This window comes from Bradyrhizobium sp. HKCCYLS3070 (assembly GCF_051167575.1).
Lineage (GTDB): Bacteria > Pseudomonadota > Alphaproteobacteria > Rhizobiales > Xanthobacteraceae > Bradyrhizobium.
In genome coordinates this window covers 876,945-888,609 of record NZ_JBNPTI010000001.1, presented here as the reverse complement: position 1 = coordinate 888,609, position 11,665 = coordinate 876,945, and the positions used below count along the sequence as shown (strand labels likewise).

The window sequence follows — 11,665 nt, the reverse complement described above, 5'->3', positions numbered from 1 at the left end:
CCGCTACCGCAACTGATCAGTTCGGCCGCTTGCGCTTGTGCGCGAACGGATTGGCCTTCTCGCGCAGAGTGATGCGCACCGGCGTGCCGGGCAGCTCGAAGGTCTCGCGCATCGAGTTGGTGAGATAGCGCAAGTAGGATTGCGGGATCGCGTCGGCACGCGAGCAGAACAGCACGAAACTCGGCGGCCGCGCCTTGGTTTGGGTGATGTAGTTCAGCTTGAGCCGGCGGCCCGACACCGCCGGCGGCGGATTGTCGGCGATCGCCCCCTCGAACCAGCGGTTCAGCGCCGCCGTCGGCACGCGCCGGTTCCAGACCGCGTAGGCTTCGACGATCGCCTGCATCAGCCGGTCGATGCCCTCGCCCATCAGGCCCGACACCGCCACGATCGGCGCGCCCGCGACCTGCGGCAGCCAGTGGTCGGCATCGCGGCGGAGCATCGAGATCTGGCCGGGGTTGCCGTCCATCAGGTCCCATTTGTTGACGGCGATGACCAGGGCACGCCCCTCGCGCTCGATCAGGTCGGCGATGCGCAGATCCTGCTCCTCGAAGCGGTTCTGCGCATCCATCATCAGCACGACCACCTCGGCGAAGCGCACCGCGCGCAGCGCGTCCGCCACCGACAGCTTCTCCAGCTTCTCCTCGATGCGCGAGCGCCGGCGCAGACCTGCGGTGTCGAAGATGCGGAAGCCGCGGCCCTTCCACTCGATTTCGACCGCGATCGAATCGCGCGTCGTCCCGGCCTCGGGACTCGTGAGCAGCCGCTCCTCGCCGAGCAGATGGTTGATCAGGGTCGACTTGCCGGCGTTGGGACGGCCGACGATCGCGACCCGGATCGGCCTGTTGGCGCGCTCCTCGTCGGTCTCCTCGTGCTCGTCCTCCTCATCGTCCGTGGGCGGCACGAGCTTGCTGACGGCGTCATAGAGCTCGCCCATGCCCTCGCCGTGCTCGGCCGAGATCTGGATGGGATCACCGAGACCCAGCGCATACGACTCCATGGCGCCGAGCTCGCCATGCTTGCCCTCGCTCTTGTTGGCGAGCAGCAGCACCGGCTTGTCCGCGCGGCGGGCGAAATCGGCGAAGGCGCGGTCGGCGGGCGTCAGGCCGATGCGGGCATCGATGACGAAGAACAGCGCGTCGGCGAGCGCGATCGCGGTTTCCGTCTGCTCCTGCATGCGCGCGGTCAGCGAGCCCTTCGGCCCCTCGTCGAGGCCGGCGGTGTCGATGATCGTGAAGTTGAGATCGAACAGCTTCGCTTCGCCCTCGCGGCGGTCGCGCGTGACGCCCGGCATGTCGTCGACGAGCGCCAGCTTCTGCCCGACCAGACGGTTGAACAGGGTCGACTTGCCGACGTTGGGCCGGCCGATGATGGCGATGGTGAAGGGCATGATGATCCGTGCGCGTGAGCGCGCAGCTTTAGCGCATTCGGCCGCAAAACCGAACGGGCGATCCGCCGATTCGCAGGTGAGATTAACGGCTGAAGGAGCCGCTCGGCATCGGCGCCGGGAAGCCGCCGCCGGATCGCTGGGCCGCCGGCTGCTGCGCCGGGGCAGCATCATCCGGCGGTGGTGCCGTGGTGCGGCGGCGCACGATCTTCTTGGGCTTCGGTGCCGGCGGAACGGCGGCAGCGCCCTCCTCGACCGCGGCAGCCTCGCCATCCTGCGGATCGGCCGTCGTCGGGTTGCTCACGGCCGCCTGCCGCCGGCCCTTTTTACCCTTGGGCTCCTCCACCGGAGGCGCCGGCGGCGTAGCCGCCTGAGCGCCTGGGTCGGTCACCGGCTGCTGCTGGGCACCCTTGTAGAGTTCCTTCGGCACGCCCTGCTCGAGACCCGGCACGCCCTCCGGGAACACCGGCTTGCGGTCACCCGGCAGCTTCTTCTTGGTGTCCAGGAAGTCGAGCATGTCCGAGGGGTCGAAACTTCCCCCGCTCGCGCAGCCGCCCAGCACGCCGGAAAGCGCAACGAGGACCGTGAGGGCAATGACACGTTGGGGGCGGCGCATGATCGTCGTTCCAATCAACTCGGTTCGCCGTCGCGAGGTTCGCGATCAGCTCTTGGCGACTGCAGGCAATAGCGCCTGCAGCGCTTCGGCGCGCGAGCGCAGGCCCGGCGGGGTCTCACCATCCAGCGCAATCATGTCGAGCCATTGACGGGCCGCCGCGGCATCGTTGGCCTTCCACGCCGACAGCGCCAGCAATTCGCGGGCGGCGTGGCGGAACGGCGCGCCAGGCGCCGTTTCGCCTTCGAGGCGCTGCCTGAGGTCGGCGTAAGGCGCCGTATCGGCCAGCAGGCCTGCCGCGCGCAGCCGCGCCATCGACTGCGGCTCGGCCCCGATGCTGCGGTCCGCAGCAAGCTCGTCGTAGATCTTCACGGCAGCCGCCTTGTCGCGCATGGCGGCCTCGGCAGCCTGGTGGAAGCGGGCCAGCATGCGGTATCCCGATGGGGCCCTGGCCGCGACATCGGCAAAGGCCTTCTCCGCATCGGCATGCTTGTTCTGCTCGGAGAGTTCGAGGGCCTTGTTGAAGGCTGAGCCCGCCTCGGCCGCCTTCTGGCCTTCGAGATACTGGTAGCCGCGCCAGCCGCCGACGCCGGCGATGATCAGCACGGCAAGGGCGATGATAAAGATCGAGTAGCGGTCCCACAGCTTCTTGAGCTGTTCCCGACGGACCTCCTCATCTACTTCATCAATAAATTCAGACACCTAAGGACATCCCGTCAGGTTCGCTGCGAGCGCGCGCGCATGCGTTTGAAGTGCCGCGCGAGCGGCCCGTTGCCCGCGCGCCGGCGCCGATACCGCATCGGCATGGCGGTGGCAAGGCGAGTCCAGCCGAATCAAGGCGTTACTCCCCGGTTCTGCCACAGGGTCCGAACGCGGCTATCACGCCGTCAAGGCTTCGCGCAACTGCCGTTTCATCACCTTGCCGTTGGCGTTGCGCGGCAGGGGGTCCGCGGTCACGGTCAGGGTTTCCGGAACCTTGTAATCCGAGACCCGCTCGGCACACCAGCTGCGCAGCGCTTCGGCGCTCATCGGCTCGCGGGTCACGACCACCGCATGCACGCGCTCGCCGAGCACCGGACATGGCCGGGCGATGATCGCGCTCTCGACCACCGCCGGGTGGCTCGCCAGCACCGATTCGACCTCGGCCGAGTAGATCTTCAGCCCGCCGCGGTTGATCATGTCCTTCTGCCGGTCGAACACCCGGACGAAATTGTCGGCATCGACGGAGCCGAGGTCGCCGGAATGCCAATAGCCGGCGGTGAAGCTCTCGCCGGTGGCCTTGGGATTGTTCCAGTAGCCCTTGATGACCTGGCCGCCGCCGATCCAGATCTCGCCGATCTCACCGCGCGGCAGCTCCCGCCCCTGCCCGTCCATCACCAGGATGCTGGCGCCCGGACACGGCAGCCCGACGCTGTCGATATGGCGCGCGGTCAGATCCGAGGGCATCAACGTCGCCGGCGAGGTGGTCTCAGTCGAGCCATAGGCGTTGACCAGCCGGAGGCCAGGGATCTTGGCGGCCAGCCGCTCGATGGTGGCGACCGGCATCGGCGCGCCGCCGAAGCCGCCGATCCGCCAGCATGAGAGATCATGACTGTCGAAGTCGCGCTGCAACAGGCAGAGATTGTACATCGCGGGGACCATGACCGTGTAGGTCACGCGCTCGCGCGCGGCGAGCTTCAGATATTCGCCGGCCTTGAACTCCGGCATGATGATCAAGGTGCCGGCGCAGCGCGCCATGCTGGTGATGTTGGCGACGACGCCGGTGACATGGCCGAGCGGCACGGCGGCGATCGAGCGGTCGGCCCGCGTCAGCCCCAGGCAGGTCTCGTAGACCATCGAGGAGTGGATGATGTTGCAATGGGCGAGCATCGCGCCTTTCGGCCGGCCGGTGGTTCCGGAGGTGTAGAGGATCATCGCGGTGTCCTCTTCGGCCACCTCGACGTGATTTTCGTGCGCGGCATGATCGGCCAGCGCTGCAAAATCCGACCGCGCCGGACGATCGTCGACGGCAATGCGCCCCGCCAGCTCCGGCGTTTCCGCAGCGGCCGGCAACCGGTCCGCCAACGCAGCCTCGTGCAGCAGCAGCCGGGCGCCGCAATCCTTCAGCACATAGGCGATTTCCGGCGTCTGCTGTCGCGTCGACAGGAGCACCGTGATCAGCCCGAGCTTGGCTGCGGCAAACAACGTGAGCACGAATTCGATGCGGTTGCCGAGCAGCAGCGCCAGCCGGTCGCCCTTGCGCAAGCCCCTCGCCTGCAGCCCGCCGGCGATCCGCGCGGCGGTCGCGGCGACCTCGCGCCACGACAGCCGCACGGCCCCGCAGACCAGCGCCTCGCCGTCGCCGTTGCGCTCCACCGCTTCTTCGACCATGGCCCAGAGGTTCGCGGGCCGCTCCGTGAACAACGGAACCACGCGATCGCCGAAACGGGCTTCGCGCCGCATCGGCGGCGTTACATAGGTCGACCAGTCCATGGAGTTTCCCCGAGCTTGGCTTCTTGTCGTTGTTCGCCGCGACGCGGACCAGCCTGAAACATAACCAAGGGATGACGCGCTTGGCTATCTCCGCCAGCGCCGGAGATTCATCCCGTGACGCCGCGCGCACCACGACGCCAACGGGCCGATCAAGCGAGAGGCGCCCGTCAGGTCTTTGACTTCATTCCGTAGACATGTTCCGCCGCCGGAAACGCACGGGTACGCACGTCGGCCGCGTAGCGTTCGATCGCCTCGTCGATCGCCGGACCCAGATTGCCGTAGCGGCGGACGAATTTCGGCGCCCGCGGCGACAGGCCGAGCATGTCCTCCAAAACCAGCACCTGACCGTCGCAGGCGGCGCTGGCACCGATGCCGATGGTGGGGATCGCGATCTGCTGCGTGATCTTGCGCGCCAGCGGCTCGGCCACGGCCTCGATCACCACCGAGAACGCACCGGCCTGTGCGATCGCCGCAGCGTCGTTCTCGATCGCGGCCCAATCCGCCTCGTCGCGGCCCTGCGCCCGGAACGAGCCGAGCGTGTTGATCGATTGCGGCGTCAGGCCGACATGGCCCATCACCGGGATGCCGCGCTCGCTGAGGAAGGCGACCGTCTCGGCCATCCGCGCCCCGCCCTCGAGCTTGACCGCTCCGCATTGCGTCTCCTTGAGGATCCGCACCGCCGCATGAAACGCCTGCTCCTTCGTGGCCTCGTAGCAGCCGAACGGCATGTCGACCACCACCAGCGCCTGGCGCGAGCCGCGCATCACGGCGCAGCCCTGCAGGATCATCATCTCCAGGGTCACCGGCACGGTGGTCTCGAAGCCGTGCATCACATTCCCGAGGGAATCGCCGACCAGGATCACATCGCAATGGCGATCCACCAGCGCCGCGGTATGGGCGTGGTAGGACGTCAGCATCACGATCGGCTCGCCGCCCTTGCGGGCGCGAATCTCGGGAGCCGTCTTGCGGCGGACGGTCGATTGCACCGACATCGCTACCCCCCGATGACGGGAATGCCGAGCACGACAGGATGGAACGCGAAGGCCAGCGCGAGATAGACGACGATGCCGACCACCACCGCGATCACGTCATTGCCAACGCCGCCGACCGGGATCGGCGGGCCGCCGGCGTCGGCGCGGCGCTTCAGCGAGATGCGGTCGAACACCGCCCATGCCAAGATCGAGCCGAACAGGATGATGCCGCCGAGATCGCCATTGGCGAGCAGATGCCCGAACGCCCACAGCTTCACGCCGGCCAGCATCGGATGCTTCAGCACGGTGTAGATGCGGCCGCGGATGTAGGCGGCGACGATCATGATCACCGCCGGCAGCATCAAGGCGAGATTGATGTGCTTGAGCGCCTTCGGCGGCGTCCAGACCTGGATCCAGCCGCCGTCGTGGCGGTACGCGGCAAAACCCCAGACGATCAGGGCGAGGCCGGCAAGGGCCACGACAGTATAGACGAGCTTATACGTGCCCTCGCCCAGCCGCGCGATGACCTTCGCGCGCGCCTCGCGCCGGGTCGTGAACACATGGGCGCCGAGAAACAGCACCAGCCCCACCACCATCACCAGAAGTCCCACGGCGTCCCCCTTCGCTTGCACGCGACCTGTGCGTGGGCATCGGTATCATTTCCGGGGGCCGCCTCGCAACGTGGCGCATTTCAACGTCAGGCACTCCCGCCCGCTCGCCGTCGTTCCGGGACGGCTCGAAAAGCCGAAGTGGCATGACGGGCTATGCGGTCGGGAGGTGGAGCACAGCGGACGACGCCATCACCGTTCCGACGTGTTCTTCAGATCGCGATTCTCGACATAGCGGATCGCGATCGGCCGGCCGGCGAGCGCACCGCCGAGTCCTTTTGTGAACTTCAGCGGCAGGCAGCCGTCGAGCGAGGCATTGATCGTCTTCAGATAGGTCGCGCGCGTGTCGGCCGGGGCGCCTGATGTCGTGAAGGTCACGCGTGGCGGCGCGATCATCTCGCCGGTCCGCTTGAAGCTGAAGCGCACCGTCATCTGCATCCCGGCGCGGGCGCTGTCCTCCGGCGGCGGCGTCCAGCACGCGCGCAGCGCTGAGAACAGATCGCCGATCGTGTCGAGATCGTGATCCGGCTTCTGATATTTGGCTTCCTGATCCCTGGCGGGCCGGCTCTCGATCGTGAGTTGCAGGTTCTGGCCATAGGGATAGTTCATCTCGGGAATACACGGCCACGGCCCGAAGACGCTGCAGAACGACGGCGTGCACGGCTGCTCGTCGAGCACGCTGCACGGCGTGTGCGCGAACGGCACCGGATTGATCTGCTGGCGGCGCGCGTCGGCGGCGACCGGAGCGGCCACCATCAGCAGGAGGAGCACGACGACACGGAGCATGGGACTCTCGGGCTGGGATGGACTCCAAGCTGGATCCGATCGCAGAATTCGCAAGCTCAATCCCGTTCACGTCTGCGCGTTCCGCGCCGCGAACGGCTCTCGACCGTAACAGCGGAACTCGGCTAGAACACGGCAGGATGCGACAGCAGACGGACGCGACGATGAGCCGCCACAGCGAGACCGTGATCAACGTCATCAACCCGAACATGACGGCGACGATGACCGAATTGATCGCCAAGGCGGCCCAGGCCAGCGCAAGCCCGTCGACGCGGATCGTCGGCCGCACCGCGCGGTTCGGCGCCGCCTCGATCGAGGGCCATTACGACGAGGCGATTGCCGCGGTCGGCATGCTCAAGGAGGTCGAGGCCGGAGACGCGGAAGGTTGCCACGCCCATGTGATCGCCTGCTTCGGTGATCCCGGCCTGCTCGCCGCGCGCGAATTGTCGGCTGTGCCGGTGCTCGGCATCGCCGAAGCTGCGATGCATGCGGCGAGCTTCGTCGCCACCCATTTCAGCATCGTCACGACGCTGTCGCGCACCAAGGTGATCGCCGAGCACCTCGTGCGCAATTACGGCATGGAGCAGCATTGCCGCAGGGTGCGCGCCGTCGACGTTGCCGTGCTCGACCTCGACAAGCCCGAGGCCAATGTCCGCGGCACGCTGCTCGGCGAATGCCGGGCGGCGCTGCGCGAGGACGGTATCGGCGCCATCGTGCTCGGCTGCGCCGGCATGGCCGATCTCGCGCACGACCTCTCCACCGAGCTCGGAATTCCCGTGATCGACGGCGTCGCTGCCGCGGTGCGCTTCGCCGAGGCGCTGATCGGACTGGGGCTGAAGACCTCGAAGCACGGCGACCTCGCCTTCCCGCTGCCGAAGGCGCGGACGACGCTCTGACTTCAACCTGTAGCCCGGATGAGCGTAGCCTGCCCACCTGGGGAGTTCCGCAACGACCATCGACGCGCCACATTGGGATCAACCCATGGAGCCGTCGATGCCCGATCTGTCCGCCCTCTCCTCACTGTCCTCCGCGCTGGCCGCCGCTGTTGCCGCCGCAGCGCCATCACTGGTCTCGGTCCATTCGCACCGCTCGCGCGCCTCCGGCTTCGTCTGGAAGCCGGGCCTCGTCATCACGGCGGACGAGACCCTCGCCGAGGAGGGCGAGATCGTGCTCGACTTCGCCGACGGCACGACCCGCCCCGTCACCATCGCCGGGCGTGATCACACCACCGACATCGCCCTGCTCCGCTTCCAAGGCAAGGATGTCGCGGCCGCCTCGCTTGCCGGCGGCGTGCCGCCGCTCGGCGCTCTGGCCATCCTCGTCGCCGCCGATCAGGGCAAGCCGGCCGCGGCGTTGGCGATGGTCTCGCAATCGGCAGGCGCCTGGCGCAGCCTGCGCGGCGGCGACATCGATGCGCGCATCGAGCTCGACACCAGGCTGCGGCACAGCGCCGAAGGCGGTCTCGTGCTCGACGCTGCGGGCCACGCGATCGGCATGGCCGTGCGCGGCCCGCGCCGGACGCTCGTGATACCCGCGGCCACGATCGAACGGGTCGCCAGCAAGCTCGAGACGCATGGTCGCATCGCTCGCGGCTATCTCGGTGCCGGCCTGCAGCCGGTCCGGCTCGACGATGGACTCGGTGCGATGATCATGAGCCTCGACAAGAGCGGCCCGGCCGCGGCCGCCGGCCTGCGCCAGGGTGACGTCATCACCGCTCTCAACAAGGAGCCGTTCAGGGGCATGCGCGCGATGATGCGCGAACTCGGTCCGGACAGCGTCGGCGCCGTCGTCGAGGTCGCAGCGCTGCGTGCCGGCGAGCCGGTGCAGTTCGCCCTGACCATCGGCGAGAGGCCGGCGTGAGCGAGAAGGCGCGCGCGCCGATCAGGATCGCGATCGCGGTCGACGATGCCGAGCTGGCCGACCGGCTGGCGGCGCTGCTCGGCGATGTCACGGGCCTGACGCTGGTCGCGCCCGGCGAGAGCGCCGACGTCGCCGTCGCGCCGTTGCATGGCAGTGATGAGGCGCGCAGCGGCGACGACAGGATCGACGGCCAGGCGATCGATGATTTTCAGCTCACCGCGCGCGAGCGCGACGTCCTGGCGCTGATGGCCGAGGGCTGCTCCAACAAGGAGATCGCGCGCAGCCTCGGCATCTCCGTACATACGGCGAAGTTCCACGTCGGCTCGCTGCTCGACAAGCTCGATGCAACGGGCCGGACCGATGCGGTGGCGCATGCGGCGCGGCGCGGGATCATCGAGCTGTGAGACCGCAGGCCGGCGCGGCGCGCTTCACGACCTCGCGGCGAGCTACTTCCGCAAGCCGCCCATCACGCGGGGCAGCAGCGCCGCGGCCAGCATGCGATAGCCCTCCGGGGTCAGATGCACACCGTCGACCTGATGCGGCAGGCCACGGAACATGCCGTTCTCGACCATCACGACCTTGATGCGGCGCTGCGCGGCCTTGGCCATGATGGCGCTGATGCTGCTGGCGCGCTGGTCGCCGACCCCTTTGCGGGCGTCGTTGCCGCCGGGCTGCAGCACCAGCACGCGGGTTGATCCATCGACCGCGCTGTCGAAGCGGGACAGCATCCCGGCTGTGGTATCACCGTTGATGCCGGCGTTGGCGACGCTGACCCGAACGCCCTTGCCGTGGAGCATGGCCTCGAGCTGGGCCGGAAAATCCTCGCCGCGATTGACGCCCTTGCCATAGGTGTTGCTGGCGCCCAGCGCGACCACCTCGGCGGCGTCTGCCGCTCCGATCGCCGCGAACGCCAAGCCACACACAGCTAACAGTGCCACCATCTGGCGCCGGACAAGGCGGCCCAAAGATCCCGCTGGCATTTTCTTTTCCCCCCGCTTGGTGTGAGAGGAAGCGTAGCTCACCAATCGTCTGGCGAAAAGCGCGCGGCGCTACGGGTCTCATCACGCAGCATGCGCCAAGTCGACTGTGGAAGAGTCCTGTTTCTCTCTACGCGTCATTCCGGGGCGCCCGCAGGGCGAGCCCGGAATCCATTGAGCGACAGAATAAGAGGCAAAATGGATTCCGGGCTCATCGCTTCGCGATGCCCCGGAATGACCGGAGAGCAGCAGCGTCAGGCCTTCTTCTTCACGTCCTTGACGTTGGAGAACACGATGCCTTCGGCGCGTTCCTTGGTGTAGCCGAGATAGAACTCGTTCTTGGCCAGGAACACCGGATCGCCGTCGACGTCGTCGGCGACGCCGGAATTGTTGGCGGCGATGAACGCCTCGAGCTTCTTCTTGTCGTCGCACGAGATCCAGCGCGCCAGCGAGAACTCGGAGATCTCGAATTCGACCGGCAGCGAGTACTCGGCATCGAGCCGCGCCTTGAGCACGTCGAGCTGCAGCGGTCCCACCACGCCGACCAGCGCCGGCGCACCGTCACGCGGGCGGAACACCTGCACGACGCCCTCCTCCGACATCTGCTGCAAGGCTTCCTTCAGCTTCTTGGCCTTCATCGCATCGGTGAGGCGGACGCGGCGGACGATTTCCGGGGCAAAGCTCGGCACGCCGACGAAGGTGAGATCCTCGCCCTCGGTCAGGGTGTCGCCGATACGAAGCGAGCCGTGGTTGGGAATGCCGACGACGTCACCCGCAAAGGCTTCGTCCGCGACCGAGCGGTCCTGGGCGAAGAAGAATTGCGGGCTCGACAGCGGCATGGTCTTGCCGGTGCGTACCAGCTTCGCCTTCATGCCGCGGTTGAGCTTGCCCGAGCACAGCCGCGCGAACGCGATGCGGTCGCGGTGGTTGGGGTCCATATTCGCCTGGATCTTGAACACGAAGGCGCTCATGCGCGGCTCGGCGGCGTCGACCTTGCGCAGGTTCGACTCCTGCGCGCGCGGCGACGGCGCGTAGCGGCCGAGGCCTTCGAGCAGATCGCCGACGCCGAAATTGCGCAGCGCGCTACCGAAATACACCGGCGTCAGGTGGCCCTCGCGAAATGCCTCGAGGTCGAACGGCTTGCAGGCCTCCTTGACCAGCTCCAGCTCGTCGGTGATCTGGCTCATGTCGAGATTGGCGTTGATCTTGCCGAGCTCGGCGATGTCGATCTGCTGCGCCGCGCCGGTCTTGGCGCCGCCGCCTTCGAGCAGGCGCACGCCGCCGTCGCGGATGTCATAGGTGCCGATGAAGTCGCGGCCGCGCCCCACGGGCCAGGTCATCGGCGTGGTGTCGAGCGCCAGCGTCTTCTCGATCTCGTCCAGGAGATCGAAGGTGTCGCGGCTCTCGCGGTCCATCTTGTTGATGAAGGTGATGATCGGGATGTCGCGGAGGCGGCAGACCTCGAACAGCTTGCGCGTGCGCGCCTCAATGCCCTTGGCGGCGTCGATCACCATGACGGCCGAGTCGACCGCGGTCAGCGTGCGATAGGTGTCTTCGGAAAAGTCCTCGTGGCCCGGCGTGTCCAGCAGGTTGAACACCAGCCCTTCGAACTCGAAGGTCATCACCGAGGTGACGACCGAGATGCCGCGCTCGCGCTCGATCTTCATCCAGTCCGAGCGGGTGTTGCGGCGCTCGCCCTTGGCCTTGACCTGACCGGCGAGGTTGATGGCGCCGCCGAACAGCAGCAGCTTCTCGGTCAGCGTCGTCTTGCCGGCGTCCGGGTGCGAGATGATGGCGAAGGTGCGCCGGCGCGCGACCTCGTCGGAGAGCGCGGAGCGGGACGGCTGTTCGGTCGTCAAACTTGTATCGGACATGAGGCGGCGGACGTCGTTTCGGGGCCAGAGAGCGGGCGATTTGATGGGAAAGGCGCGGGATCACGGCCGCCGCGCGCCCTCCATATAGGCGTTTTGCACCGCAACTCCAACCGGCGAGTTGCC

At 67.6% G+C, this 11,665-nt stretch carries 12 protein-coding genes; 3 read left to right on the top strand and 9 right to left on the bottom strand.

Features of this window, described 5'->3' with window-relative positions; genetic code table 11:
- Positions 1–16: 16 nt before the first annotated feature.
- The 7 genes from der to ACQR03_RS04015 all read right to left on the bottom strand — a co-directional run bounded on the left by der (position 17) and on the right by ACQR03_RS04015 (position 6,834).
- Positions 17–1,387 carry a ribosome biogenesis GTPase Der gene (gene der / locus ACQR03_RS04045; protein WP_315749914.1) on the bottom strand — a complete coding sequence of 457 codons (1,371 nt, stop codon included), beginning with the start codon at positions 1,385–1,387 and terminating at the stop codon, positions 17–19.
- An 82-nt stretch (positions 1,388–1,469) separates the two neighbouring features.
- Complete coding sequence (locus ACQR03_RS04040; RefSeq protein WP_315749912.1) at positions 1,470–2,000, bottom strand: hypothetical protein; 531 nt, start codon at positions 1,998–2,000, stop codon at positions 1,470–1,472.
- A gap of 45 nt (positions 2,001–2,045) precedes the next feature.
- On the bottom strand, positions 2,046–2,699 hold the full coding sequence (locus tag ACQR03_RS04035; protein ID WP_315749910.1) for a tetratricopeptide repeat protein: 654 nt from the start codon (positions 2,697–2,699) through the stop codon (positions 2,046–2,048).
- A 177-nt stretch (positions 2,700–2,876) separates the two neighbouring features.
- Positions 2,877–4,469, bottom strand: a complete 1,593-nt coding sequence (locus ACQR03_RS04030; RefSeq protein ID WP_315749909.1) for a class I adenylate-forming enzyme family protein — start codon at positions 4,467–4,469, stop codon at positions 2,877–2,879.
- 167 nt (positions 4,470–4,636) lie between these two features.
- Positions 4,637–5,461, bottom strand: a complete 825-nt coding sequence (panB, locus tag ACQR03_RS04025; RefSeq protein ID WP_315749907.1) for a 3-methyl-2-oxobutanoate hydroxymethyltransferase — start codon at positions 5,459–5,461, stop codon at positions 4,637–4,639.
- A gap of 2 nt (positions 5,462–5,463) precedes the next feature.
- A complete protein-coding gene (locus ACQR03_RS04020) occupies positions 5,464–6,051 on the bottom strand; it encodes an NnrU family protein (protein WP_315712484.1) in 588 nt (195 codons plus the stop codon).
- 189 nt (positions 6,052–6,240) lie between these two features.
- Positions 6,241–6,834, bottom strand: a complete 594-nt coding sequence (locus tag ACQR03_RS04015; protein WP_315826769.1) for a hypothetical protein — start codon at positions 6,832–6,834, stop codon at positions 6,241–6,243.
- Positions 6,835–6,995: 161 nt separating this feature from the next.
- Between ACQR03_RS04015 and ACQR03_RS04010 the strand changes: the two genes are divergently transcribed.
- The 3 genes from ACQR03_RS04010 (at position 6,996) to ACQR03_RS04000 (ending at position 9,095) form a co-directional block, all read left to right on the top strand.
- Positions 6,996–7,727, top strand: coding sequence for an aspartate/glutamate racemase family protein (locus ACQR03_RS04010; protein WP_315712486.1), 732 nt, complete (start codon positions 6,996–6,998; stop codon positions 7,725–7,727).
- Positions 7,728–7,824: 97 nt separating this feature from the next.
- Positions 7,825–8,691 carry a S1C family serine protease gene (locus ACQR03_RS04005; protein ID WP_315826767.1) on the top strand — a complete coding sequence of 289 codons (867 nt, stop codon included), beginning with the start codon at positions 7,825–7,827 and terminating at the stop codon, positions 8,689–8,691.
- Positions 8,688–9,095: a response regulator transcription factor gene (locus ACQR03_RS04000; RefSeq protein ID WP_315749903.1), complete on the top strand. Its 408-nt coding sequence runs from the start codon at positions 8,688–8,690 to the stop codon at positions 9,093–9,095. The genes ACQR03_RS04005 and ACQR03_RS04000 overlap by 4 nt, the downstream gene beginning before the upstream one ends.
- A gap of 42 nt (positions 9,096–9,137) precedes the next feature.
- Here ACQR03_RS04000 and ACQR03_RS03995 read toward each other — a convergent pair whose 3' ends face one another.
- Both ACQR03_RS03995 and ACQR03_RS03990 read right to left on the bottom strand, forming a co-directional pair.
- Positions 9,138–9,671 (bottom strand): GDSL-type esterase/lipase family protein, encoded by a 534-nt coding sequence (locus ACQR03_RS03995; protein ID WP_315826766.1) that lies wholly within the window; start codon positions 9,669–9,671, stop codon positions 9,138–9,140.
- Positions 9,672–9,922: 251 nt separating this feature from the next.
- Positions 9,923–11,542: a peptide chain release factor 3 gene (locus ACQR03_RS03990; RefSeq protein WP_315749901.1), complete on the bottom strand. Its 1,620-nt coding sequence runs from the start codon at positions 11,540–11,542 to the stop codon at positions 9,923–9,925.
- Between the last annotated feature and the right edge of the window lie 123 nt (positions 11,543–11,665).